Origin of the sequence: Polaribacter sp. MED152 (assembly GCF_000152945.2) — a bacterium.
In the GTDB taxonomy this organism is placed as follows: domain Bacteria; phylum Bacteroidota; class Bacteroidia; order Flavobacteriales; family Flavobacteriaceae; genus Polaribacter.
In genome coordinates this window covers 265,232-290,917 of record NC_020830.1, presented here as the reverse complement: position 1 = coordinate 290,917, position 25,686 = coordinate 265,232, and the positions used below count along the sequence as shown (strand labels likewise).

The 25,686-nt window shown below is 29.3% G+C and carries 32 protein-coding genes; 15 read left to right on the top strand and 17 right to left on the bottom strand.

The features are described 5' to 3' along the window. The first annotated feature begins 11 nt into the window (after positions 1-11). Positions 12-1,673 carry a glycosyltransferase family 39 protein gene (locus tag MED152_RS01380; RefSeq protein WP_015480053.1) on the top strand — a complete coding sequence of 554 codons (1,662 nt, stop codon included), beginning with the start codon at positions 12-14 and terminating at the stop codon, positions 1,671-1,673. Here the strand turns inward: MED152_RS01380 and MED152_RS01375 are convergent, their stop codons facing one another. The 5 genes from MED152_RS01375 to MED152_RS01355 are packed head-to-tail and all read right to left on the bottom strand — an operon-like array spanning position 1,674 to position 5,674. Further along, positions 1,674-2,246, bottom strand: coding sequence for a phosphatase PAP2 family protein (locus MED152_RS01375; RefSeq protein ID WP_041383769.1), 573 nt, complete (start codon positions 2,244-2,246; stop codon positions 1,674-1,676). It abuts the gene before it with no gap. 1 nt (position 2,247) lies between these two features. Beyond that, complete coding sequence (locus MED152_RS01370) at positions 2,248-3,405, bottom strand: peptidylprolyl isomerase (RefSeq protein ID WP_015480051.1); 1,158 nt, start codon at positions 3,403-3,405, stop codon at positions 2,248-2,250. After that, on the bottom strand, positions 3,406-4,113 hold the full coding sequence (locus MED152_RS01365) for an FKBP-type peptidyl-prolyl cis-trans isomerase (RefSeq protein ID WP_015480050.1): 708 nt from the start codon (positions 4,111-4,113) through the stop codon (positions 3,406-3,408). A gap of 6 nt (positions 4,114-4,119) precedes the next feature. Further along, positions 4,120-4,656, bottom strand: a complete 537-nt coding sequence (gldI, locus tag MED152_RS01360) for a gliding motility-associated peptidyl-prolyl isomerase GldI (protein WP_041383279.1) — start codon at positions 4,654-4,656, stop codon at positions 4,120-4,122. Then, on the bottom strand, positions 4,646-5,674 hold the full coding sequence (locus tag MED152_RS01355; protein ID WP_015480048.1) for a bifunctional oligoribonuclease/PAP phosphatase NrnA: 1,029 nt from the start codon (positions 5,672-5,674) through the stop codon (positions 4,646-4,648). Before MED152_RS01355 ends, gldI begins: the two co-directional genes overlap by 11 nt. Before the next feature lie 87 nt (positions 5,675-5,761). Between MED152_RS01355 and MED152_RS01350 the strand changes: the two genes are divergently transcribed. Together MED152_RS01350 and MED152_RS01345 are read left to right on the top strand one after the other, a co-directional pair. Beyond that, entirely contained in the window at positions 5,762-6,790 is a 1,029-nt protein-coding gene (locus tag MED152_RS01350) for an alkaline phosphatase D family protein (protein WP_015480047.1), read from the top strand. Between the two features lie 51 nt (positions 6,791-6,841). Next, on the top strand, positions 6,842-7,261 hold the full coding sequence (locus MED152_RS01345) for a nucleoside-diphosphate kinase (protein ID WP_015480046.1): 420 nt from the start codon (positions 6,842-6,844) through the stop codon (positions 7,259-7,261). 189 nt (positions 7,262-7,450) lie between these two features. Here MED152_RS01345 and MED152_RS01340 read toward each other — a convergent pair whose 3' ends face one another. Together MED152_RS01340 and MED152_RS01335 are read right to left on the bottom strand one after the other, a co-directional pair. After that, positions 7,451-7,747, bottom strand: a complete 297-nt coding sequence (locus tag MED152_RS01340; RefSeq protein WP_015480045.1) for a DUF721 domain-containing protein — start codon at positions 7,745-7,747, stop codon at positions 7,451-7,453. Positions 7,748-7,772: 25 nt separating this feature from the next. Beyond that, positions 7,773-8,852 carry a DNA replication/repair protein RecF gene (locus tag MED152_RS01335; RefSeq protein WP_015480044.1) on the bottom strand — a complete coding sequence of 360 codons (1,080 nt, stop codon included), beginning with the start codon at positions 8,850-8,852 and terminating at the stop codon, positions 7,773-7,775. Between the two features lie 114 nt (positions 8,853-8,966). Here MED152_RS01335 and MED152_RS01330 point away from each other — a divergent pair, with 114 nt between their 5' ends. From MED152_RS01330 to MED152_RS13790, 9 genes are all read left to right on the top strand, one after another. Beyond that, on the top strand, positions 8,967-9,734 hold the full coding sequence (locus MED152_RS01330) for a tol-pal system YbgF family protein (RefSeq protein ID WP_015480043.1): 768 nt from the start codon (positions 8,967-8,969) through the stop codon (positions 9,732-9,734). A gap of 72 nt (positions 9,735-9,806) precedes the next feature. Beyond that, the gene (ribH, locus tag MED152_RS01325) at positions 9,807-10,313 is read left to right on the top strand and encodes a 6,7-dimethyl-8-ribityllumazine synthase (RefSeq protein ID WP_015480042.1); all 507 of its coding nucleotides are present in this window, start codon (positions 9,807-9,809) and stop codon (positions 10,311-10,313) included. Between the two features lie 144 nt (positions 10,314-10,457). Next, positions 10,458-10,733 (top strand): hypothetical protein, encoded by a 276-nt coding sequence (locus MED152_RS01320; protein ID WP_015480041.1) that lies wholly within the window; start codon positions 10,458-10,460, stop codon positions 10,731-10,733. Then, a complete protein-coding gene (gene mutL, locus MED152_RS01315; RefSeq protein WP_015480040.1) occupies positions 10,733-12,547 on the top strand; it encodes a DNA mismatch repair endonuclease MutL in 1,815 nt (604 codons plus the stop codon). The genes MED152_RS01320 and mutL overlap by 1 nt, the downstream gene beginning before the upstream one ends. 2 nt (positions 12,548-12,549) lie before the next feature. Then, positions 12,550-13,281 carry a rhomboid family intramembrane serine protease gene (locus MED152_RS01310; protein WP_015480039.1) on the top strand — a complete coding sequence of 244 codons (732 nt, stop codon included), beginning with the start codon at positions 12,550-12,552 and terminating at the stop codon, positions 13,279-13,281. Further along, on the top strand, positions 13,281-14,138 hold the full coding sequence (locus MED152_RS01305) for a rhomboid family intramembrane serine protease (protein ID WP_015480038.1): 858 nt from the start codon (positions 13,281-13,283) through the stop codon (positions 14,136-14,138). The genes MED152_RS01310 and MED152_RS01305 overlap by 1 nt, the downstream gene beginning before the upstream one ends. 57 nt (positions 14,139-14,195) lie before the next feature. Further along, a complete protein-coding gene (locus tag MED152_RS01300) occupies positions 14,196-15,158 on the top strand; it encodes an endonuclease/exonuclease/phosphatase family protein (protein WP_238559150.1) in 963 nt (320 codons plus the stop codon). Between the two features lie 27 nt (positions 15,159-15,185). Further along, entirely contained in the window at positions 15,186-15,761 is a 576-nt protein-coding gene (locus MED152_RS13795) for an FAD-dependent monooxygenase (RefSeq protein ID WP_015480036.1), read from the top strand. Positions 15,762-15,958: 197 nt separating this feature from the next. Continuing rightward, positions 15,959-16,327 (top strand): NAD(P)/FAD-dependent oxidoreductase, encoded by a 369-nt coding sequence (locus MED152_RS13790; protein ID WP_015480035.1) that lies wholly within the window; start codon positions 15,959-15,961, stop codon positions 16,325-16,327. Here MED152_RS13790 and MED152_RS01290 read toward each other — a convergent pair. The 3 genes from MED152_RS01290 to MED152_RS01280 are packed head-to-tail and all read right to left on the bottom strand — an operon-like array spanning position 16,308 to position 17,656. Beyond that, complete coding sequence (locus MED152_RS01290) at positions 16,308-16,841, bottom strand: DUF4442 domain-containing protein (RefSeq protein ID WP_015480034.1); 534 nt, start codon at positions 16,839-16,841, stop codon at positions 16,308-16,310. The two genes, MED152_RS13790 and MED152_RS01290, sit on opposite strands and share 20 nt — an antisense overlap. Before the next feature lie 3 nt (positions 16,842-16,844). Further along, positions 16,845-17,162, bottom strand: a complete 318-nt coding sequence (locus tag MED152_RS01285; RefSeq protein WP_015480033.1) for an antibiotic biosynthesis monooxygenase — start codon at positions 17,160-17,162, stop codon at positions 16,845-16,847. Continuing rightward, on the bottom strand, positions 17,159-17,656 hold the full coding sequence (locus MED152_RS01280; RefSeq protein WP_015480032.1) for a GNAT family N-acetyltransferase: 498 nt from the start codon (positions 17,654-17,656) through the stop codon (positions 17,159-17,161). The genes MED152_RS01285 and MED152_RS01280 overlap by 4 nt, the downstream gene beginning before the upstream one ends. 39 nt (positions 17,657-17,695) lie before the next feature. On the opposite strand from MED152_RS01280, the gene mtaB reads away from it, so the two are divergent. The 3 genes from mtaB to MED152_RS01265 are packed head-to-tail and all read left to right on the top strand — an operon-like array spanning position 17,696 to position 20,647. Next, positions 17,696-19,030 carry a tRNA (N(6)-L-threonylcarbamoyladenosine(37)-C(2))-methylthiotransferase MtaB gene (gene mtaB / locus MED152_RS01275; protein ID WP_015480031.1) on the top strand — a complete coding sequence of 445 codons (1,335 nt, stop codon included), beginning with the start codon at positions 17,696-17,698 and terminating at the stop codon, positions 19,028-19,030. A 5-nt stretch (positions 19,031-19,035) separates the two neighbouring features. Further along, complete coding sequence (locus MED152_RS01270; protein ID WP_015480030.1) at positions 19,036-19,701, top strand: alpha/beta hydrolase; 666 nt, start codon at positions 19,036-19,038, stop codon at positions 19,699-19,701. A gap of 43 nt (positions 19,702-19,744) precedes the next feature. Continuing rightward, positions 19,745-20,647 carry a lytic transglycosylase domain-containing protein gene (locus tag MED152_RS01265; protein WP_015480029.1) on the top strand — a complete coding sequence of 301 codons (903 nt, stop codon included), beginning with the start codon at positions 19,745-19,747 and terminating at the stop codon, positions 20,645-20,647. Positions 20,648-20,650: 3 nt separating this feature from the next. On the opposite strand, the gene MED152_RS01260 is transcribed toward MED152_RS01265, so the two are convergent. The 7 genes from MED152_RS01260 to MED152_RS01230 form a co-directional block, all read right to left on the bottom strand. Next, positions 20,651-20,848 carry a YwbE family protein gene (locus MED152_RS01260; protein WP_015480028.1) on the bottom strand — a complete coding sequence of 66 codons (198 nt, stop codon included), beginning with the start codon at positions 20,846-20,848 and terminating at the stop codon, positions 20,651-20,653. 84 nt (positions 20,849-20,932) lie between these two features. Next, positions 20,933-21,124 (bottom strand): cold-shock protein, encoded by a 192-nt coding sequence (locus MED152_RS01255; RefSeq protein WP_015480027.1) that lies wholly within the window; start codon positions 21,122-21,124, stop codon positions 20,933-20,935. Between the two features lie 115 nt (positions 21,125-21,239). Continuing rightward, positions 21,240-22,181, bottom strand: coding sequence for a nitronate monooxygenase family protein (locus MED152_RS01250; RefSeq protein WP_015480026.1), 942 nt, complete (start codon positions 22,179-22,181; stop codon positions 21,240-21,242). Positions 22,182-22,183: 2 nt separating this feature from the next. Continuing rightward, positions 22,184-22,978 carry a toxin-antitoxin system YwqK family antitoxin gene (locus MED152_RS01245; RefSeq protein WP_015480025.1) on the bottom strand — a complete coding sequence of 265 codons (795 nt, stop codon included), beginning with the start codon at positions 22,976-22,978 and terminating at the stop codon, positions 22,184-22,186. A gap of 18 nt (positions 22,979-22,996) precedes the next feature. Continuing rightward, on the bottom strand, positions 22,997-24,184 hold the full coding sequence (gene mnmA / locus MED152_RS01240; protein ID WP_015480024.1) for a tRNA 2-thiouridine(34) synthase MnmA: 1,188 nt from the start codon (positions 24,182-24,184) through the stop codon (positions 22,997-22,999). 67 nt (positions 24,185-24,251) lie between these two features. Continuing rightward, entirely contained in the window at positions 24,252-24,962 is a 711-nt protein-coding gene (locus tag MED152_RS01235) for a hypothetical protein (RefSeq protein ID WP_015480023.1), read from the bottom strand. A gap of 2 nt (positions 24,963-24,964) precedes the next feature. Further along, complete coding sequence (locus MED152_RS01230; RefSeq protein WP_041383276.1) at positions 24,965-25,681, bottom strand: toxin-antitoxin system YwqK family antitoxin; 717 nt, start codon at positions 25,679-25,681, stop codon at positions 24,965-24,967. Positions 25,682-25,686: the final 5 nt, after the last annotated feature.

The window sequence follows — 25,686 nt, the reverse complement described above, 5'->3', positions numbered from 1 at the left end:
GCATTACAAAAATGTTTAAAAAATTCCAAGTATCAGAGAATAGAATATTCTTACTAGTATTTTTATTGATTTTGGTTGTTACCTTGTTTGGTATGCCATTAGACTTAATAGATCCTGATGCTGCTCTTTATGCCAGTATTTCTAAGACTATTTATACAAATAATGACTTTATAAACCTTTATTCTTTAGGACATGATTGGTTAGATAAACCACATTTACCATTTTGGATTACTGCTCTATCTTTTAAACTTTTTGGTGTTTCCAATTTTGCTTATAAACTACCTGCAGTTTTAATATTTTTTTCTGGAATCTCTTTCACCTATAAATTTACTAGGGAAAATTACAGTATAAAAACAGCGATTTACGCAGCTTTAATATTGGCTACAGCAACACACAGTATTATTTCTAATTTTGATGTAAGAGCAGAACCTTATTTAACTGCTTTTATGATAAGTACCATTTATTTTATAGATAAGTACTTAAAAACAAAACACATAAAGCATTTAATCTTTGCTTGTTTGTTTGCTGCTTTTGCAATTATGACCAAAGGTATATTTGCAATAATACCCTTAATGATTGGTTTGGGAGGAGAATTAATTGTGAAACGAAAATGGAACGAAATATTCAATCCTATTTGGTTATTAGCAATAGTATTGATTTTTATTTTTATCCTGCCTGAACTTTATACCTTATACATACAATTTGATACGCAACCAAATAAAATAATCTTTGGTTCTAAAAACACTTCTGGTCTTAAATTTTTCTTTTGGGATAGCCAGTTTGGACGCTTTTTTAATACAGCACCAATAAAAGGATCAGGTGATGTTTTCTTTTTTCTACATACCATTTTATGGGCTTTTTTACCTTGGGGAATTCTTTATTACATAGCTACTTTTTTTAAAATTAAAAAGAATATTAAAAAAGTAAATGCTAAAGAAGAATTCTTTACCATTTTTATAAGCCTGTCTGCCTTATTTATTTTTTCGCTGAGTAAATTTCAATTAGCACATTATACCAATATTATTTTTCCTTTTATGGCTGTTATGGTTGCTGATTTAATTTATAAAATAGAAACAGGAAAAATACACCTATTCAAAGGTTTTAAATTTATTACTTGGTTTCAAAATGCTGTTGCTATACTTTTAATTGCAGCTATTTGGTATTTACTAAAACCACAATTTAATGCATTCTTTTTAATAACCTTAATAGTATCTATAATTGCATTTTATAGAATTGTCAAATCAAAAATAAATAAAACTAGTTTTATCTTTTTAAGTACTATTTTACTGTTTTTAAATGTGTATTCCTTCTTATTTACGCATTTTTATCCAACAATTTTAGAGTATCAAGGTGGAGTATCTGCTGCAAGATTTGTAAATGAAAATTATAAGAAGAAAGGTAGTTTAATAGACAATAGAAACAAACATTTTGCTTTTGAATATTATTTAGATAGTGGATTTAAAAGGGTTGATACTTTAAAAATAAATCAAGAAAAAGGACGTATTTTTTACGTTAATCAAACTGAATATGATTTATTTATAAGAAATAATGTAAATTTTAGGATTGTAAAAAAAATTGATAACTTTCAAGTAAGTAAGCTCAATTTGAAATTCGTAAATAAAGAAACTAGAAAAGAGGCATTAGAAACCAGATACTTGGTAGAAATTCTTTAATTATACTTTAAATAACTTTTGATCTAATTTTTTGTACAATGTAAAATATAAATTAGCAAAAATAATTCCAATACTTATTCCTGTTAAAATATCAATAGGAAAATGAACACCTAAGTAGAGTCTAGAATAAGAGAATACTAGAGGAAAAATCAGCATTAAGTATATATATTTTTGATATTTATCTTTTAGTAAAAGCAGTGTGTAAACTGTAAAAAAAGTAGATGTTGTTGCATGGCCAGACATAAAACTATAACCTCCAGGACTATAACCATTTACAGTTCTTAGCAAGTCCTTTATTTGAGGATCGTTATTCGGTCTTAACCTTTCAATAAAATTTTTAACTAAATTGGTAAATTGATCTGAAAAAGCAACTAAAACTATCATGCTTAGAATAATGAATCCACCACGTTTCCATCCAAAAGCTTTAATTACTAAAAAAATGATAGTAGCAAATAATGGAATCCAATTGAACTGCTTTGTAACTGCTCTCCAAAATGGATCCCATTGTTCTGTTCCTAAATTATTTAAAAAAATAAGAACTTGCTTGTCTACCTGTAATATTGTTTCAAACAAATTATTTACCAATTTCTAAGATTTCTACTTCAAAAACTAAATCTGATTTGGCAGGAAAAGGTCCATATTTGGCTTCTCCAAATCCAATGTAATAGGGAATAAAAAGTCTTACTTTTTCTCCTACTCTTAAGTTTTTAACTCCTTCTTTAAAACCTGTAATCATAGGTCTTTCTTCATCATCTAACTGAAAAACAAAGGGTTTGCTATTTTCTTCTGTAGTTTGAATTTTCTTACCATCTGCAGTATACAATGTAAAATGTGCTTGAATTGGCTTATTATCTACTACCTTTTTGCCTGAAGGATTACTCTTCAACTTCAAAATACGTAAACCTGAATCTGTTTTAGTAGCTTTAGATTCATCCATCTTTGCGAGAAAAGCATCTTTATCTGCTAAGTATTTAGAATATCTAGCAGTTTCAATATCTTTCTCCTTTTTTAGACGATCTTCTTCGCTTTCTGCAAATTGAGATAATTTAGTATCAAAAATTTCTGCTTCATCAAAAGATTTAGCTTCAGAACCAATTCTAATAACTTTGATAGTTTCTATAGTATCTAATCTTTGAATGCTATTTACAACAACCATTCTTACAGAATCTATTGCTTTTTGTAAAGCAAGAGAATCTGTAAACTTCTTTTTTAAAGCTGCTAATTGTTTAGAGTTTACAATAGTTTTACCAAAAACGCTATGCTTACCATCTAAATGTGGAATTGGTTTATGTGTAATAAAAAACTGACTACCATTGGAATTCGGACCTCCATTTGCCATTGATAAAATACCAGCATCATCGTGCTTGTACTTTAAAGAACCTTCTTTATCTCTTGTAAATTCGTCTCCAAATCTATAACCTGCAGTTCCTCTTCCTGTTTCTGTAGGATCTCCTCCTTGAATGATAAAATTATCTACAACCCTATGAAATCTAATTCCATCGTAGAATCTTTTACCTTGTAAAGAGTCTGCTACTCTATTATTTGTACCTTCAGATAAAGCCACAAAATTAGCCACAGTCATAGGAACATCTTTTGCGTAAAGTTCTATTAAAATATCACCTTTATTAGTTTGTATTTCAGCATAAAGGCCATCATTTAGATCTTTATATTCGGCTGGCTTACAACTAAAAAGTAGTATTAAAAATAGTACGCTATATATTCCTTTTTTCATTTAGTCTTCTAAAATTTCTAAAATCTCAACTTCAAAAACTAAAGTAGAAAATGGTTTGATTAATTCACCTCTTTGTTGTGCTCCATAAGCCAATTCTTGTGGAATAAAGAATTTGTATTTAGAACCTACTTTCATCATAGCTAAACCTTCGTTAAAACCTGGAATAAATACATTTGCCTTTGTTTCATATGGCTGATTTCTATCAACTGTACTATCAAAAACTTTCCCATCGATTGTAGTTCCATGATAATGTAATTTTACTTTACTTGTTGGGTCTATAACATCACCTTCACCTTCTTTTAAAACCATATATTGTAAACCACTATCTGTAGTAATTACGCCATCTTTACCTTTATTTTCAGCTAGAAATTGCTCACCTGCAGCTTTAACTTCACCAAACTTCTTTAATGCTTCGTTTTCTGCTTTCTCTAATTGTTGCTTTTGGAAAAAAGTTCTTAAGAAACTACCAATTTCTTCTTCCTTCATCAACATATTTGTTGAATCCATTCCATTTCTGTAGCCCTGTAAAAACATATCTGTTTTAGCTTCGCTAAAATTAGATTTAATTTTAATGGCCATATCCATACCTAAAGCATAACTAGCTGAATCTAATTCTGTTTCTAAAGATTTTACATCTGCTTTTTGATTGTTGCAAGAAACCATAGTAGCTAATCCTGCTACTAACGCTAAACTTTTAATTGCTTTCATTATTTTCTATTTATTTATGTTGATTAATGTTACTGTACTCTTTATTGATTGGTTTAAACCAATTTTATTGTTATCTCCTGTTATACCAAATGCACTGTAAGCAGGCAATATAAATGTTATTGTTTCGCCTTCTTTCATCAATTTTACTCCTTTTTGAAGGCCAGTTATAAAATCTTCTTTATCTACTTTATAATTTTTTAAACCCAACTCATCTTTACTGTAAATGATTGAATCATTAAGGTCAGAAATGGAGTAAGATAATGTAATTTCATCTCCTTGTTTAGGTGTTGGTTTATCTTCTTCTATCTTATTATTGTAAGTATACCAAAAACCATCTGAAGATTGTATGTAATTTTGTGTAGAATCTTTTTGAATAAGTTGCTCAATAAGTAAATCTGTATTTTTATTTAATATTTTATTTTGCTGCATCGCCTCAAAATAAAGTGTTGTTGATGGTTTAGGGTTAATTGGCTTTCTAGGTTCAATTTTAGAACACGAAAACATGAAAACCATCAGTAAAAAAAGGAGTACTTTATACTTCATAAGACGACTCTAAGTCTGATTTATAATTCTCTAAAAGCGATGAGAATTTTGTTACAGTTTCTTCCATAGATAAATGCGATTTACCTCCTGCAGCATTATCATGTCCTCCACCCTCAAAATGGTTTCTTGCAAATTGATTTACAGAAAACTTTCCTTTAGATCTAAAAGAAATTTTTATAATATTCTGTTCTTTATCTTCAATAAAAATTGCTGCAAAAATAATTCCTTTTAAAGACAAAGCGTAATTTACAACTCCTTCTGTATCTCCTTTTTGAAAATCAAAGCGTTTCTTTTCTTCGTCTGTTAATGTAATATAAGCGGTTTTATAAGAAGGTAAAATTTGCAAATTACTTAATGCCTGACCTAATAATAATAGTCTATTATACGAATTTGCATCATAAACGTTATTGTGTATTCTGTCATTTTCTGCACCCTTATCAATTAAATCAGCAATGATTCTGTGTGTTGTACTTGTTGTAGATCTAAACCTGAATGAACCTGTATCTGTCATAATACCTGTATACAAACAGGTAGCAATGTCTTTATCAATTAGGTCTACATCTTTATTCATATCAATAAATTGGTATACCATTTGCGCAGTAGAACAAATATTTACATCAGAATACATATATTTTACATCATCTGGCTGTTGATGATGATCTATCATAGCAAAATCATTAGAATATTCTTCTAACGTTTTTTGCATGTTAGAGCCTACTCTATGGAATGCATTAAAATCTAACAAGAATATAATATCAGATTTTTGAATTGCTCTTTGAGATTGTTTGTTTTGCCAATCGAATCTGTATGTTTTATCAGAACCAGGCAACCAGTGTAAAAAATCGGGATAATCATTAGGCATAACAACAGTAGAATTGTGCCCTTTTTTACTTAAATAATGGCCTAAAGCTAATGTAGAACCTACAGCATCTCCATCAGGATTTCTATGGCCTACAATTACAATGTTTTTAGGAGTTTCTAAAAACTTTTTTAACTCATCAAATCCTTTTAAAATCATAGGTTGCGAAGATACAATTTATTAACATTGGTTAATTAAATTTTCGAGTACATTTGAAAAATTTAACTGTTTATTTAACTCTTTTTTATGAGAAATTATTTCGTTCTAATTGTGTCGAGTTTGTTGTTTTCTAACTGCAATATAAAAAAACAAAATGACCTAGCTAAACAAACTACAAACCACGATTTTACTATTGCTTTTGGATCTTGCAATAAACAGAACAAAACCAATGTTTTATGGCAAGAAATAGAAAAAAATAATCCAGATTTATGGGTTTGGGGTGGAGACATCATTTATTCGGATACCGAAAATATGGATAAAATGAAAAATGATTATGAGACACAATTAAATCAAAATGGATATAAATCTCTTAGAACCAAAATACCAGTTTTAGCAACTTGGGATGATCATGATTATGGAGAGAATGATGGTGGAACAGAATTCCCAAAGAAAAACGAGGCACAACAATTGTTTTTAGATTTTTTAGGTGTTGCTAAAACTAGTGAACGAAGAAATCAAGAAGGCATCCACTATTCTAAATTATTTAAAACTTCAAAAGGAAGTATCAATGTAATTTTATTAGATACTCGTTATTTTAGAACAGCACTTACTAGAGCTAAGGGTAAAAGAAGATATATGCCCAACAAAAAAGGTGAAGGAACAATTTTAGGCAAATCACAGTGGTCTTGGTTAGAGAAAGAGCTAAATTCTTCGACTGCAGATTTTAATATTATTGTGAGCAGTATTCAAGTTTTATCTTCTGAACATGGTTTTGAAACTTGGGGTAATTTTCCTCATGAAGTAGAAAAATTGAAAGAAACAATTATTAAATCTAAAGCAAAAGGCGTATTAATCTTGTCTGGAGACAGGCATATTTCTGAATTTTCACAAACAGAAGTACCTAATTTACCATTTAAACTTACCGATTTTACATCTAGTGGGTTAACACATTCTTACACCAGTTACTCAGGAGAGCCTAATAAATTTAGAAAACTAAAGGTTGTAAATGAAATTAGTTTTGGAGTGTTAAACTTTAATTTCGAAAAGAATTTTATCGATTTAGAAATGAGAGGAAGAAACAATAAACTGATTCAAAAAATGAAACAATCATATTAACTTGCAAATCACATTAAAAGACGTACTTTTGCAAAAATTTTATAAAATAAAATGGCAACAAACAGAACATTTACAATGCTTAAACCTGATGCTGTAGAAAACGGACATACAGGTGCAATCTTAGAAAAAATAAATGCTGCAGGTTTTAGAATCGTAGCTTTAAAGAAAACTCAAATGACAAAAGCAGATGCTGAAACTTTTTATGCTGTGCATAATGAGCGTCCGTTTTTTGGAGAGTTAGTAGAATTTATGACACGTGGACCAATTGTAGCTGCAATCTTAGAAAAAGATAACGCTGTAGATGATTTTAGAACCTTAATTGGTGCTACAAATCCTGCTGATGCTGCTGAAGGTACGATTAGAAAGTTATATGCAACTTCTATGGGAGAAAATGCAGTACATGGTTCAGATTCTGATGAAAATGCAGAAATTGAAAGTAACTTCCATTTTTCTGGTAGAGAGCAATTCTAAGAATAGATATTCTTTTTAAAATATAAAAACTCATAACTTAATTGTTATGAGTTTTTTTTATCATTTAAATAAAAAGCTAATTGAGAAAAGCAAAAATTATTTTCTTCTTAATTTTTTACCACTGCTTTCAAGTTGTTTTTATTTGATGTTTCCGAAGGTAGGTTTGATATGAAGTACTATCCTTATTAACTAAACCAACATCAATTTAGAAATTACAGAACTACCCAATTCTTCATTCATTAATTTGATAATTTTTTCCTTACCATAACTCAATTCTTCTCTTAATACTGAAGATTTTAGCTGTACAATTAAGGTTTTATTTTGCAGTTTTACAGAAGTTGTATGGTTTGCAACTCCTGGCCCCATCATTTTTGTCCAGGTCTCTTCTACTTTTATTTTTTGCATTCCTTTACTTAGGTTATTTTCCTTGATAAAGTTTTGCATTAAATCTTCTATTGAAAAAGAATCGTTCTCTCTTTTAGTCATTTCTTTTACTTTTTCTTATTGAAACTTAAAGTTTAAAAATTTGATATTGTTTATTTCCTTCTTTTAAAATATTCTCAGTTCTTTCTGCATGAGTATCTGTAATAAAGATCTGTCTAAATTCATCATTATTAACTAAATCAATAATTTGAGCTACTCTATTTTCATCTAGTTTGTCAAAAATATCATCTAATAATAAAATTGGAGTTATTTTAGCTTGCTGTTTTATAAACTCAAATTGTGCTAATTTTAAAGCAATTAAATACGATTTCTGCTGACCTTGAGAACCAAATTTTTTAATAGGATAATCACCAATCTCAAAATTTAGGTCATCTTTATGAATTCCAGAAGTACTGTATTGTAAAATCTTATCTTTTTCTAAAGATTTTTGAAGTAAATCTGGCATAGAAAAATCGTGTAACTGACTTTTATAATTGAGATTTACATTTTCTTTATCACCAGAAATAACTTTATATTTTTCATTAAAGATGGGAATAAATTCTTCTAAAAAATGCCTTCTAACCTCATAGATTTTAGTACCAAAATCGCTTAACTGCTCATCATAAACACTTAAATTGAGTGCATCAAAAGTTCTGTTAGCCGCAAAATATTTTAATAAAGCGTTTCTTTGAGTTAAGACCTTATTATAGCCTATTAAATCTTTTAAGTAAGATTTATTTTGCTGAGAAATTACACCATCAATAAATTTTCTTCTTAAATCACTTCCTTCAGTCACTAAATCTCTATCTGCAGGAGAAATTATAACAATAGGAAACTGCCCTATATGATCAGAAAATCGATCATATGTTTTACCATTTCTTTTTAATATTTTTTTTTGCCCTTTTTTTAAACTACAAACAATGGTTTCTTTTCTATCATTTAAAAGGTAATTTCCTTCTATCATAAAAAAGGACTCATTGTGCTTTATATTCTGAACAGCCACTGAATTAAAGTAACTTTTTGTAAAAGACAAATAATAAATGGCATCTAAAACATTTGTTTTCCCTACTCCATTATTACCCACAAAACAATTTATTTTCTCTTGAAAATCAAATGATTGAGAAGCTATATTTTTAAAATTAACTAATGAAAGTTGCTGTAAATACATGTAGAAAAAATCATATTAAAAACCGACTGCAAATTATTGAAAATTTTGCGAAATAACCGCTTTTAAAATCCAATTAAAAAAACTATTTTTGTCGCCACTAATTTTTAAGGAAATATGGCAACATACAAGAAAAAATACAAACCAGAAGGTAAAAAAGCTGAACAACAGGCAGAAGATATGGACAGCACAACTGCTGAAGTTTTTAACACTTTAGACGAGACTGCATCTAAATCTGAGCAATGGATAGAAAAAAACAGTAAAGTGTTATTTGGTGCTTTAATTACAATTGTGGTGGTATTTTTAGCCTTTTTAGGATACAATAAATACATAGTAGAACCAAATGAATTAGAAGCTTCTAATGAATTGGCTTTTCCAAGAAAATATTTTGATGAAGCTGCAACAGCAGGTTCAGGTATCGATTCTTTATTAAATTTAGGCTTAGAAGGTGCAGATGGTAACTATGGTTTCTTAGATATTGCAGATGCTTATAGTAATACAGATGCTGGAAATTTAGCAAATTATTATGCTGGTGTTTCTTATTTACAAATGAAACAGTATGATAAAGCAATTGATTATTTAAGTAAATTTGACTCTGATAACGCTGTTTTAAACGCAGTTTCTTTAGGTGCTATTGGAGATGCCTTTTCTGATATAGACCAACAAGAAGATGCTTTAGAGTATTATGAAAAAGCAGCTAATGTAGAAAGTAATGAATTTACTACTCCATTATTCTTATACAAAGGAGCACAAACTGCAATGTTGTTAAAAGATTATGATAAGGCTGAAAGTATGTTTTCTATAATTAAAGAAAAATATCCAACTTCAGACCAAGGTAAAGACATTGATAAATTTATCAATGCAGCAAAATATGCTCAAAATTAAGTAAATAGTTTTTTAACTTTCAGTAGTTATTTCTACTGTAATTGATAAACTGTAAACTGAATAATTAAAATTATGGCTACAACCAATTTATCTTATTACGATAAAGCTACAATCCCAAATGCGAAGAATTTTCGATTTGGGATTGTTGTTTCAGAATGGAATCCTGAAATTACACAGAATTTAAAAAAAGGTGCAATAGAAACTTTAATCGATTGTGGAGCAACTGAGAATAATATTATTTCTTGGGATGTACCTGGAAGTTTTGAATTGGTTTACGGATGTAAAAAAATGATTCAAGCTGAAAAACTAGATGCTATTATTGCCATTGGAAATGTAATTCAAGGAGAAACAAAACACTTCGATTTTGTGTGTGAAGGTGTTACCCAAGGAATTATAGATTTAAATGTAAAATATGATGTACCAGTTATATTTTGTGTTTTAACAGACAATACCAAACAACAATCTCTAGACAGATCTGGAGGTAAATTAGGTAATAAAGGTATTGAGTGTGCAGTTGCAGCCGTTAAAATGGCATCCATTAAAAACTTAGATCGTAGTTCTGAAAGTATTGGTTTTTAAACCTAATTCTATTCGTATATTTTAAGAAAGGTTTTAACATCAATACTTGATGTATTCCTTTAATTTCTTTAAATTTGAAATCCTTTAAATTGGTATAATAATTGCTTTTAAGAAGTGTAATTTTATCAATTTTTACTATAAACTATGGGATTTTTAAAAAGAACAAATAAAAAATTTGATTATCAACCTCGATATTATAAAGGCGAAGGAAGTCCTTTTAAAATTGAGCACAAATTAGATAAATTTAGAACTACCACAGGTAAAAATAAAGGATTAAAATCGAAGTTTACTGATGCTATTAATGACTTAAAAACATCAGACAAAGGCACTAACAAAACTATTATTTATATCATTTTAATCTTAGTTTTTGGTTTCTTGTATATCATCGATTTTGATTTATCAATATTCTTCTCTAAATAATGTCAGACATCATTCAACTTTTACCAGATCATGTAGCAAATCAAATTGCTGCAGGAGAAGTAGTGCAAAGACCTGCTTCTGTTGTAAAAGAACTGTTAGAAAATGCCATAGATGCAGGTGCAACTAGTATAAAATTATTATTAAAAGATGCTGGTAAAACCTTAATTCAGGTTATTGATGATGGTAAAGGAATGAGTGCTACAGATGCTAGAATGTGCTTTGAAAGGCATGCTACTTCTAAAATTCAAAAGGCAGAAGATTTATTTAACTTATGTACAAAAGGGTTTAGAGGTGAAGCTTTAGCATCGATTGCTGCAATTGCACATGTTGAGTTGAAAACAAAACAAGAAAATGAAGAGTTAGGTACTTGCCTTAAAATTGAAGGGAGTACAGTAATTTCTCAAGATTTTATATCTACAGGAAAAGGTGCTAGTATTGCCGTTAAAAATTTATTTTACAACATTCCTGCTCGTAGAAATTTCTTAAAGTCAGACACTGTAGAAACAAGGCATGTAATAGATGAATTTCAAAGAGTTGCATTGGCTCATCCTTCTATTGCTTTTTTATTGCACCATAATAATAACGAAGTTTATCATTTAAAAAGCAGTAATTTAAGACAACGAATTGTTGCTGTTTTTGGGGCTAAAATGAACGAAAAATTAGTTCCTATAAATGAACAAACAGATATTTTAGACATTAAAGGCTTTGTAGCCAAACCAGAATTTGCCAAACGCAAAAGAGGGGAACAATTCTTTTTTGTTAATGATCGTTTTATAAAAAGTTCTTACCTAAATCATGCAGTTGTAAATGCTTTTGATGGTTTATTGGAACAAGGATCACATCCTTCGTATTTTTTATATTTAAAAGTACCTGCAAATACTATAGATATCAACATACATCCTACAAAAACCGAAATAAAATTCGATAATGAAAAGGCGTTGTATGCGATGTTAAGAGCTACAGTAAAACATAGCTTAGGGCAATACAATGTTGCACCTGTTTTAGATTTTAATAGAGATGCTAATTTAGATACATCTTATCATCAAAATGTAAGTAGTGTAAAAAGTAGTACTCCAAAGATTACTGTAGATCCAGATTTTAACCCTTTCAATGAAATAAAACAGAAAGAAATACATTTTCCTTATAAGCGAGAGCAGAAATCTCAAGATTGGGAAACCTTATACTCTTCTGTAACCACTTTAGATGAGCAGAAACAAGATGAATTATTTACAGATCAGCAAGAGGTAAAAACACAAAAAACATTTCAAATTCAACGTAAATATGTAATGAGCTTAATAAAATCTGGTGTAGTTTTAATACATCAATCTTTGGCTCATCAACGCATTTTATATGAAGAGTTTTTAGAAAGTATTACAGTTAAAGAAGCGAACAGTCAGCAATTATTATTTCCTGTAAAAATTTCGTTTTCATCTGCAGAAATTGAAATGATTTATACCATTAAATCAGAATTAGAAAATGCTGGTTTCTCTTTTGATGAATTTACAAAAGATAGTGTAACTATTAAAGGTATTCCTGTTTCTGTTACTGAAAGTAAAATTACTATAATTCTAGAAGAATTATTAAATGATATGAATTTAGAAGTACCAGATACTAGTTTTAGTCATTTTGATATTATGGCTAAATCTTTTGCAAAAACATTATCTATTAAAACTGGTACTCAATTAGCAGAGAAAGAACAAGAAAGTCTAGTGAATAACTTGTTCTCTTGTAAAGAGCCTAGTATTTCGCCTTTTGGGAAATCTACTTTTAAAACATTAACATTAAATGAAATAGATCATTTATTTAATAGCTAAGTATGAACAGACTTACAGATGCCATAAAACACCTAATTATAATTAATGTAATTGTATTTGTTGCACCACAACTATTGCAATTAGATTTTACAAATATGTTGGCTTTACACTTTCCAATGAATGATAATTTTGGTTTGTGGCAATACGTAACGCATTTATTCATGCATGGTAGTTTTGCTCATATTTTATTTAACATGTATGGCTTATGGGCTTTTGGAACACCTTTAGAGCAAATGTGGGGTAAGAAAAAGTTTTTGTTCTTTTACTTTTCTGCTGGTTTAGGAGCTGGTATTATTTATACATTGGTTAACTATTATCAATTTAATGGAATTTTCGAATTGTTTGTAAACGCTGGATTGAGTGATTCTGAAATTTTATCTATTCTAAAATCTGGTTCTACAAATGATCCAAGAGTGGTAAATGCCATAACTCAAGAACAATTTAATAAAATCACATCTTTATACAATACACCTGCAGTTGGTGCTTCTGGAGCAGTTTATGGCGTTTTAGTAGCCTTTGGTTTGTATTTTAAAGATGCAAAATTGGCTTTAATATTCTTTCCAGTACCAATTGCTGCAAAATACTTTATACCCATTATGATTTTAGGTGATTTATTTTTTGGAATGACCAAGTATTCTGTAGGTAACATTGCACACTTTGCACACATAGGAGGTGCTTTAATTGGGTTTATAATTGCCTATTATTGGAAAAGAAATCAATTTAAAATTAGCTAATGAGCATTTTAAATAAATTAAAATTAAGGTACAAACAAGGTAATATTGTAGAGAAACTAATCTACATAAATATTGCTGTATTTGTAATTACCATTTTAATAAATGTGCTTCAGGGTTTATATGCAAATTCAACAAACTTTATTGTTAATTGGTTTGCTTTAGACAACTCTATTAATGCACTTTTTACCAAACCTTGGACACTACTTTCCTATGGTTTTTTGCATGCCGATTTTCTGCATATTCTAATGAACTTAATAGTTATCTATTATATTGGAAACCTTTTTTTAGAGTATTTTACTCAAAAGCAGTTGCTTACTTTTTATTTGTTAGGTACCTTTTTTGGAGGTGTTTTGTATCTATTCAGTCAAAACTATTTTCCGCTTTTTGAAGGTGATAATTCTGTTTTAGTAGGTGCATCTGCAGGTATATCTGCCATTTTTATTGGTATTGCAACTTACATACCTAACTATCAAATAAAATTACGTTTTATTGGTTTTGTAAAACTTTGGCATTTAGCTGCCTTTTGGATTGGTTTAGACATTATTAGTTTAATTGGTAACAATGCAGGTGGTCATTTTGCACATTTAGGTGGTGCACTATTTGGATTTTTATACGTAAACCAAGCTAGTAATAAAGAAATTAAGCTATTCGATTATTTGTCATCTTTATTCAAAAAGAAAGAAAAACCATTAAGAACAGTTCATAAAAATAAGAACAAAACAAGAAAAACTACCTCACAAAATACAGATTTAACTCAAAAGCAAGTTGATGCTATTTTAGATAAGATTAGTAAATCTGGTTATGACACGTTAACTAAGGCTGAAAAGGAATTTCTATTCAAGCAAGGAAAAAAGTAAATAACATTCGTGAAGAATTTGTCATTCATAAATAAAATTATTTATTTGCTAAACTCCTTGTTAGCAACTGCACTCCTACTCTCTTATTTATTACCTTATGTTTCTCCAAAAACACTCTCTAGCTTTGCCATTTTAAGTTTGTTAGTACCTGTTTTAATACTAGTTAATGCCTTTTTTGTAGTCTATTGGTTACTTCAATTAAAAAAGCAATTGTTACTATCTGCCATAATTTTAGGCATTGGCTATTTTGTAACTTCGCCATTATACAAATTTGATGAAAGCAGATCTTCATTGAACTCCGACTTAAAAATCATGTCTTATAATGTAAGGATGTTTAATCATTGGCAATGGATTGAGGAAGAAGGTATACCTAATAAAATAAGTGAGTTTGTATCTGCGAAAGAACCAGATATTTTACTATTACAAGAATTTCATAATAGCGATAATCCATCATTTAATTATCCTTATAAATACATCAAACTTAAAAATACCAATTCAAATATAGGTTTGGCAATTTACTCTAACTATAAAATTATAAACAAAGGTTCTTTAGAATTAACGGACACTTCTAATAATATTATTTTTGCTGATGTTCTAAAAGGTAAAGACACTATCCGTATTTATAATTTACATTTACAATCTTTAGAATTAAATGCAGAAGCAGAGAATTTTGGTCAAGAAAATTCAGAGAAATTATTGGCAAGATTAAGGGCAGGATTTAAAAAGCAAGCAGAACAAACAGAAGAGTTCTTGCTACATGAAGCCAATTGGAAAGGTAAAAAAATTGTTTCTGGAGATTTTAACAATACTGCTTATTCTTGGGTTTACAATCAAATATCAAACAATAAAAAAGACGCTTATATCGAAGCTGGTAAAGGCTTTGGAAAAACATATAATTACGCATTTCCATTAAGAATAGATTTTATTTTAACTGATGAAAATGCAATTATTAATCAGTTTACCTCATTTAACGAGAAAAATTCCGATCATTTTCCAATACAAGCTCGCATCAATTGGTAATTATAAATTCGTAAAATATTTAGTGCTATGAAACATTTTACAGTGGCTATTATAGGTAGTGGACCTTCAGGAGCATCAACTGCTTTTCATTTAGGAAAAGCAGGTATTGCAACAGTTATCATAGAAAAAGAAACATTACCAAGATATAAAACTTGTGGTGGTGGTTTTGTAAACAGAGGTAAAAAAGACATGCCTTTTGATATTTCTTCGGTTGTAGAACGCGAATTTCTAAAAGTTGAAACCTACTTTAATAATCGTGAAAAATGTTATCTATCAGAAAAAGATAAACCCATAATTACAATGATTATGCGTGATTCTTTTGATCATTTAATTGTGAAAAAAGCCAAAGAATTTGGAGTTACTTTATTAGAGAATCACAAATTAAAAAGTATTGTTACTATTGATGGCAAATCAATTTTAAAAACATCACAGCAAGATATTTCTGCTGATTTTATTATTGCTGCAGATGGAGTTTTAAGTCCTACTGCAAAAATGGCTGGTTGGACAAAAGATACTCGTAAATTAATTCCTGCTTTAGAATATGAAGTCGAAGTTTCTAGTGAAGACTTTGAAAGACTAAGTAAAATGTTCGTTTTGATATAGACGCTGTTCCTTATGGCTATGCTTGGAGTTTCCCTAAGAAAAATCATTTATCATTAGGAGTTTTAACCACTAAAAAAGGTAAAATAAATCTTAAAGAATATTACCAAACCTACTTAAAAACATTAGGCATAACTTCAATTGTAAAAGAAGATGCACATGGTTTTCAAATTCCGATTGCACCAAGAACAGATGGTTTTGTGAAAAATAATGTCTTTTTAATAGGCGATTCTGCTGGTTTTGCAGAACCTATAACAGCAGAAGGAATCTCAAACGCTATTTTAAGTGGTAAATATGTAGCTGAAGCAATTATTGAAAGTAATTTAGATTCAAAGTTAGCTGAACAACGCTATGTAGAGAAACTAAATATTAAACTATTGCCAGAGCTAAAATCTGGAGCTTTACTTTCTAAGTTTTTCTATCACAATAATCCTGTAAGAAATTATTTGCTTGATAAATATGGCCAATATTTCAATAACATAATGGTTGATATTTTACATGGAGATAGACCCTTCCCAACAGACGTTGCAGAAAAATTAAAAAACAGAATTAAAGAGAAGATTTTTTAAGCTTTTTATTTTTCCGTTTTTCCTTATAATAAGATTTATCTGCTATATAAATGGTTTTAGAAACCTCAGCAAAAACAACACTTTTATCTTTATTGGTTAATTTGATGTTTTTGACTAAATCAATTTCTTTTTTAATTGCAATATCTGCTTTAATTTCAGCTATTTCTTCTTGAGTAAAAATAAAATCTACATAGCAAGTTTCTTTTGCTGGCCTTTTAAATTTAATAGATGCAGCTTTATCCCAAACCACATAATTATTATCTAAAATATTTAAAAGCTGAATCATAAAAATAGGATCAGTAGCAGAAAATAAACTTCCGCCAAAAATAGAACCTACATAGTTGCTATTCTTATAACTCAATTTTATCTTAATCTTTACTTTTAAAAGATCATCAGAAACCTCTACAATTCTTCCTGTAGACCTTCTATACATTGGTGATAAGTTAAAACCGTATTTATAAATACTAGCTTTACTCATAAACTTCTCTAAAACTTTTTGAATCTGTGCGTACATTAATTATTTCTTAAAACCATATTCACGTTCAACTTTACAAATTCTCAATTGGTATTGCTTGTACCATTGTTCTCTGCCTAAAGTTCTTGCTTCTGTATGTTCTATGTTATTTTTCCAATTTTGAATGGCTTCTAAACTCTGCCAATAAGAAACAGTTATTCCTATTTCATTTCTTGCAAATTCCAAACCTAAATAACCATCTTGTTGTTTCGCTAAAGCTTCTATTCTTTTAGAAGTTTCTGCATAACCCTTTGTATTATCGCCCATAATTGTTGTAAATATTACAGCATAATAGGGTGGTTTAAGATGATCTACAATCATAATTGAATTTTATATTTAGTTTCTGAAAACTGCTGATTATCAAAGGTAAGTTTATCAACTGAATCAAAATTTAAACCTTTTAATATTTTAGCAGATGCTACATTTGCATCTATACAATATGCTACTAATTGCTGCATTCCTTTGTGTTTGCAATACTCTAAAGTAGCTTTGCAAACTTCTTTTCCATAACCCTTGTTCCAAAATTCTTCTAAAAATCGATATCCGATTTCATCATCATCACCATCTTTTACCAAAGCCAATGTACCTAAAAATTTTTCATCTATTTTGCGTTCTATAGCGTAAATCCAGAAGTCGTTATTTTCTATTTCATATTTATTGATGAGTGTAATTAACTCTTTTCTATGACCTTCAAAAGTATCAACCTCACCATCAGCAAATTGCATTACTTTAGGATTGCTTTGCATTTTATGAAAAGAATTTAAATCTTTTAAAGTAAGATATCTTATTCGTAACCTTTCAGTTTCAAAAATCATCAATATTATTGTAAATTTGCCCACGATAAAAGTAAAGGAATGATGTCAGATAAAAAAGTCGCTTTTTATACTTTAGGATGTAAATTAAATTTTTCTGAAACCTCAACTATTGCAAGAAATTTTGTGAATGAAGGTTTTGAAAAAGTTGATTTTGAAGAAGTTGCAGACATTTATGTAATTAATACATGTTCTGTAACAGACAATGCAGACAAAAGATTTAAATCTATTGTAAAAAATGCACTAAAGAAAAATGAAAATGCTTTTTTAATTGCAGTAGGTTGTTATGCACAATTAAAACCAGAAGAATTAGCAGCTGTTGATGGTGTAGATTTGGTATTAGGTGCTACAGAAAAATTTAATGTAACCAGTTACTTAAATGATTTAAGTAAAAATGATTTAGGAGAAGTACATTCCTGCGAAATTGTAGATGCAGATTTTTATGTAGGTTCTTATTCGATAGGTGATAGAACTCGTGCTTTTCTTAAAGTTCAAGATGGTTGTGACTACAAATGTACTTATTGTACAATACCTTTAGCTAGAGGAATTTCTAGAAGTGATACCTTACAAAATGTAATAAATAATGCCAAAGAAATATCTTCTAAAGGTATTAAAGAAATTGTATTAACTGGTGTAAATATTGGTGATTATGGAAAAGGTGAGTTTGGTAATAAAAAGCACGAACATACCTTTTTAGAATTGGTGAAAGAGTTAGATTTAGTAGAAGGTATTCATAGGTTACGCATTTCATCTATAGAGCCAAATCTTCTTAAAGATGAAACTATAGATTTTGTATCTAAATCAAACTCTTTTGTTCCTCATTTTCATATTCCATTGCAATCTGGAAGTGATAAATTATTGAAAAAAATGAAACGTAGGTATTTAAAAAATACTTACACAAATAGAGTAAATAAAATTAAGGAAGTAATGCCTAATGCCTGTATTGGTGTTGATGTAATCGTAGGTTTTCCTGGAGAAACAGATGAGTTATTTTTAGAAACCTATAACTATCTGAATGATTTAAATATCTCTTACTTACACGTATTTACGTACTCTGAAAGACCAAATACTGAAGCTGTAGATTTTGATGGTGTTGTACCTAAAAAAACTAGAGCAAAACGTAGTAAAATGTTACGAGGCTTATCAGCTAAAAAAAGAAGGGCTTTCTATGAATCTCAGTTAGGAAATACGCTGACTGTTTTATTTGAAAATGAAAATAAAGAAGGCTATATTAATGGATTTACCGAAAATTATGTAAAAGTTAAAACGCCTTGGAATCCTGAGTTAGTAAATACACTACACACCATAGAACTTACTAAAATTGATGAAGATGGTTTAGTTCGATTTGATTTCGTTAAACAAACTGTAAATATTTAATTAACATGGATAAGGCTAAAACTCATATTTATTTTATGCCTGGCTTAGCAGCTGGACCAGAAATTTTTGAAAACTTAGCTTTAAATCCAGAAATATATGAGTGTCATTATTTATCTTGGATTGAACCTTTAGATTTAGAAGAAGAAATTAGTAATTATGCTTTACGCTTATCTAAAGAAATTAAACATGAAAATCCTGTTTTAGTCGGAGTTTCATTTGGTGGTATTATTGTTCAAGAAATAAGTAAACTAATTGCTGTTCAAAGATTGATTATCATCTCAAGTGTAAAATCATCAGAAGAGTTACCAAAACGATTTGTGTTGGCTAGTAAAAGTAAAATCTACAAATTATTTCCTACACAATTGGTTACTAATTTTGAGGATTACTCTAAATTTTTTGTGGGAAAAACCTTAGAAAAGAAAGCCAAACTTTATAAGAAATATTTATCTGTTAGAGGTGAAAAGTACATTAAATGGTCTATTCATAATGCCATAAACTGGAATCATACAGATGTAATAGATGGTATAGTTCATATTCATGGTACTAAAGACGAAATCTTCCCAATCAAAAGTATATCAAACTGTATAAGAATAGAGAATGCAAACCATTCTATGATTATTATTAAAGCCAAAGAAATTACTAAAATAATTCACGAAACTTTAACTGCATAGACTCATTATTTTATTTATTTTTAAAGTAAAATTAAAATTTCGCATGAAAAAATCATTTCGCCTTTTAACCTTAGCCAGTATTGTTCTAGTGACTGTATTATTTATGAATGCTATTCATGAAAACGAAGTACAATCAATTACAAATACACACAAAAATTACAAAATTCAAGCACTTGAATTACCTGCAAATTTAAACTTGGCAGGTGAAAGAGTACCAATTGAAATTCCTGATGTTAGAGAACGAATGGATAGAGAATTATTGGTAAATACCTATTGGCAATCTAATGGTTTATTATTGATAAAAAGGGCCAATCAATATTTTCCTATTCTAGAGCCCTTATTAAAAAAGTACGGTTTACCTGACGATTTTAAGTTTTTGGCTTTAGCAGAAAGTGGCTTAATTGATGAAACTTCTTCTGTTGGTGCAGCAGGAATGTGGCATTTTATGAAAACTACTGGAAAAGAATATGGTTTAGAAATTAACAAGAATGTTGATGAACGTTACCATATTGAAAAATCTACAAAAGTAGCAGCTGAGTATTTGAAAAAATCTAAAGAAAGATTGGGTTCTTGGACACTTGCAGCAGCAGCTTACAACGCAGGTAATTATGGAGTGGCTAGTAGATTAGAAACACAACAGGTTAACAACTATTATGACGCTTTATTACCAGATGAAACTGAACGTTATATTTTTAGAATATTGGCTTTAAAAGAAGTAATCTCAAACCCTAGAAAGTATGGTTTTGTTTTTGATGAAAGTGATTTATATACCTTAGAAAAAACAAGAGAAATCGAAGTTGATTCTGCAATTACAAACATTGCAAGGTTTGCCAAAAACTATGGTTTAAATTATAAGGAGTTTAAAAAGTATAATCCTTGGTTAAGAGAGAATCATTTAAACAATAAGAGTAGAAAACTATATCAAATTAAGATACCTATTAGATAATAATTAGGCTAATATATTTTTGACTCTACCTACCAAACCAGATTTTAACTGAACTTTAATTCCATGAGGATGTTGTATTGATTTGGTTAAAACTTTAGCTACTTCTCCCTTAGTTAATTCTCCAGATCTTTGATGTGGCTTTTGTACTATTTCTACAAATAAACCAATTTTAATATTTTTTCTTTGTCTACCGTCAATCATAATAATTCTTGAAAAACTAAAATAAAAAAAGCCTCGCAAATTGCGAGGCTTTTAGATAAAAATTTAACTAGTAATAAATATATATTATAATACTCTTACGTTTACTGCGTTTAATCCTTTTCTTCCATCTTGTAAGTCAAACTCAACTTCATCGTTCTCACGAATTTCGTCAACTAATCCTGACACATGTACAAAATGTTCTTTGTTTGTTCCTTCTTCAGTGATAAATCCAAATCCTTTAGACTCATTGAAAAATTTTACGGTACCTTTATTCATTATAAAAAAATTATGTGCTGCTAAATTAATTCCTAGCAACGTTTATATTGGTTGCAAAGATAGTGCCAATTAAGTTAGAAAGGTGTTAAAGAAAGAGAATCTTTTAAAAATCATGTTACAGCCTACTCACGTTAGCTTTAACTTTTTCAAATTCTGTTATTATATCTTCTAAAACCTCTTTTGCCGGTTTTATATCATGAATTAAACCTGCAATTTGACCTATTTCCAGCTCTCCATTGTCTAAATCTCCTTCAAACATTCCTTTTTTAGCTCTTGCTCTACCCAATAATTCTTTTAAATCGTCTATAGATGGTTTTTTCTGATATAATTCTTGGACTTCCTCGAAGAACTTATTTTTAATTAAACGCACAGGAGCCAATTCTTTAAAAGTTAAATGAGTATCCCCATCTTTTACAGCAACAATGCTTTCTTTAAAATTAGCGTGAGCAGAAGATTCTTCTGTAGCTGCAAACCTGCTGCCCATTTGTACAGCATCTGCACCTAAAACCATAGCTGCTAACATTCCTCTACCAGAACCAATACCTCCTGCTGCTATAACAGGTATTTCTAATTGTTCTTTTACCATAGGAATTAGTGCAAACGTAGTTGTTTCTTCACGTCCATTATGACCTCCAGCCTCAAAACCTTCACAAACCACAGCATCTACGCCTGCATTTTGCGCTTTTAAGGCAAACTTTACAGAGCTCACAACGTGCACAACTGTAATTCCTTGTTCTTTTAAATGCGATGTCCACGTTTTCGGATTTCCTGCTGAAGTAAAAACAATTTTAACACCTTCTTCAATAATGATATCCATGATTTCATCAATTTGCGGATATAACATAGGCACATTAACACCAAATGGTTTGTCTGTTGCCTTTTTACATTTTTGAATGTGTTCTCTTAAAACTTCTGGATACATAGAACCAGCACCAATTAAACCTAAACCACCTGCATTAGATACTGCAGCTGCTAACTTGTAACCAGACACCCAAATCATTCCTCCTTGAATAATTGGGTATTTTATATTAAAAAGTTGAATGATTTTGTTTTTCATATTTATTTAAAATGAATAGTAAACGAATTTTGAAAAGGCATTTCTCTACCACCAATAAAACCAGGTTGCCAACCTTCTATATTATTAAAAAAATCAATTATTTTATTTTTTAAATCTAATGGTAAAACATCATAAATTCTAACATTAGTTAGTTTCCCATCTATACCAATAGTATAATTAACGGTTATACTTCCTTTAATTTTATAATCTAAAGTTTTCAGAAATTTCTGAACTATTTTCCTGTATTTCTTAATTCCTCCTTTAAATTCTGGCTTCTTCCTACAACAATTTTTATCTTTTTCTTTTACAGCACCGTCCTTGGTATAAAATCTCTCATTAATTAATGAATCATTCTTAAACATAGCTTTTGCAGATAATTCACCTGAATAATAATATCGTCTCCAAAGTCCTTCTTTTTTACCATTAACATATCGCCCTTCAGAATTCTTATTTCGATTGTCAAACCAAGAGGAAAATTTTCCGTTTTCTAAACCCTGGTGATTAAAATATTTAATACTTGATATACTATCATTCAAATCAAAAGTAACCATTTGACCAATCTTATTCTGAGAGTCTTTAGTTTTGGAATACCAATAAACTGCCAACTGATTATTTCTTCTAAATCTTCTAAATAACCATAGAGAATCATTCTCTTTTGAAACTTTTTGAATGATTACTGCTTTTAAAGCTTCTTTGGTAATTTGCCCCTTTGAATTATAATATGTAATTATTTCTTTGTTTTGACAAAAACTAAAAAATGAAATAAATAAAAATAGAATTAGCGATTCTTTTTTCAAACAAGGTTTTTGGTAAATTTAAGAAATTACACCTGAACCTAACAATTCTTCATTTTTGTACCAAGCTACAAATTGACCTTCTTGTATTGCAGATTGTTTATTCTCAAATTCTACATATAAACCTGAATCTACTTTATATAATGTAGCTTGTTCCAAAACTTGCCTGTACCTAATTCTTGCTTCAACTTGCATAGTTTCGCTAGGTTTTAAAGTTAAATCTTCACGAATCCAATGAATTTCTTCATTCGCTACAAATAGTACATTTCTGTACAAACCTGGATGCTGTTTACCTTCCCCTGTATAAATCACATTCTCTTCAACATCAGTCTCAATAACATATAATGCCTCTTTTGTACCACCGACATTAAGTCCTTTACGTTGTCCTTTGGTAAAGTAATGTGCTCCTTGATGAATTCCAACAACTTTACCATCAGTTTTATTATAGGTAAATTTGGTTGATAGATATTTTAACTCCTCTTCTTTGCTTTCAAACTTTGGTTGTTCTTTTATATAATCTGAAAAATCTGAGGGTATTGTAACAATATCTCCTTTTTTAGGTTGTAGTTTTTGTTGTAAAAATTCAGGCAATCTTACTTTACCAATAAAACACAAACCTTGTGAGTCTTTCTTTTCTGCAGTAATTAAATCTGCTTCTTTTGCAATTTCCCTAACTTCAGGTTTTGTTAATTCACCTATTGGAAAAAGTGCTTTTGCTAATTGTTGTTGAGATAATTGACATAAGAAATAAGATTGATCCTTATTATTGTCTTTACCTGCTAACAATTTGTAAACGGGTTTATCATCAATAATTTCTTCTGCTTTTCTACAATAATGACCTGTAGCTACATAATCTGCACCCAATTTTAAGGCGATATCCATAAAAACATCAAACTTAATTTCTCTATTACAAAGAACATCTGGGTTTGGAGTTCTACCTTTTTCATATTCTGCAAACATATAATCTACAATACGCTCTTTGTATTGCTCACTTAAATCTACCACTTGAAAAGGAATACCTAGTTTTTCTGCAACAATCATTGCATCATTACTATCTTCTAACCAAGGACATTCGTTAGATATTGTTACAGAATCATCGTGCCAATTTTTCATAAATAAGCCAATAACTTCATACCCTTGTTCTTTAAGTAAATGTGCTGTAACACTAGAATCTACTCCACCAGAAAGACCAACAACTACTCGTTTCATTTTTTAATTTTGAGGTTGCAAAGTTACGACTTTGTAAGTGAACTATAAATTGAAAGAATTGATGGATTTATTGTAAAAATTGATGGATTCTTGTTAGTTTGACTTCTTTTTTACTATTTGTAGATTTTAATACTAACGTAGTATCTTTTAAATTATAGTTGTAAAATTGAAATTCTGGCTTTTTACTATAACTCACCATATCTAATTGTAATCTATGACCATGTGTTTTAAAAATACCATATTTAGTTCCTTTAGGGTAATTACGAAGTTCATAGGTATTGTCCCATCTTAAAAAAAGCATTGCATTTTTAGACGGATTCAAAGTTTTTGAAACATCTTTATCATCTTCTATAATAGAATTAAATTTCCATAAGCCATATAATTTATTTGCTTCAGAAGTTGGTAATTTATCAGTTCTTTCAAGAACAACTTCAATAGGGTTACCCTCTTCTACTCTATTCCAAATCATTTTTCCATTCAAAAACTTTACTTTAAATGGTTCTGCATTATCTTTAATTCCGTAGGTATTTGTTAATGATAATTCATTGCTAGCAGAAACGCTCCAAGAACCTACTGTATGTTGTAACCAGCCATTTCCTGAGCTTTGAGTAGAATCAGCATTGAAACGCATCCATTTTGCAATTGGAGTTAAATCTTGATTGTTCATATTTACTTTTTTAACAAGCCAAAGACCTTCTATATTATCATTTTGGTGAGTGTTTTTCTCATTACAAGAAAACAATAAAATTGTTAATACAAGTGTTAAAAAATATTTCATAGTTATTTGTTTTTTTTGGGTTTAGTAAACCTTTTTTTCTTTTTATTATCTTCATCAGAAGCCATTTCACCATCTAAGTAATACTCCCATTTACCAACTCTTTTTCCATCTTTGTAAACTCCTTTTTCTTTTAACAAACCCGTTAATTCAAAATATTTGGCAATTCCATTCTCTTTATCATTCTTATAATTGACCTCTTCTATTAAGATTCCTGCACTTGAAAATTTTTGAGACAATCCATCCTTAAACCCCATTTTATAATGTGTAATTTCTGTGGCTTTTCCATTAGGATAGTAATTAATGACTTTTCCATCCAATTTACCATCCACATAAAATTCGGTAGACATAATATTGTCCTTATCAAAATAATAAACCCATTTACCTACTCGTTTTTTATTTACAAAAACACCTTCACTTTGTTTTTTACCAGAAATACTATAAAATGAAACTGCTACAGAATCATTTTCTTCGTTAAACTTTTTAATGATGATTGGATATCTAGAATCAGAAATATCATAATATTTAAAAACACCTACTTCTTTGCCCTCTTTAAATTGACCTTGATAACGTATTCTTTTGTTCGGATAATATTTTTTCCAAACTCCAGTTCGTTTTTTATTGGCATCAAACTGATTTATTTTTTGCCCATAAAAGTTTTCACTTAAAAAAAAGCAAGCGAAAAACACCATAACAAAACCAAGTCTTTTTATCTTTAGCATGAAAT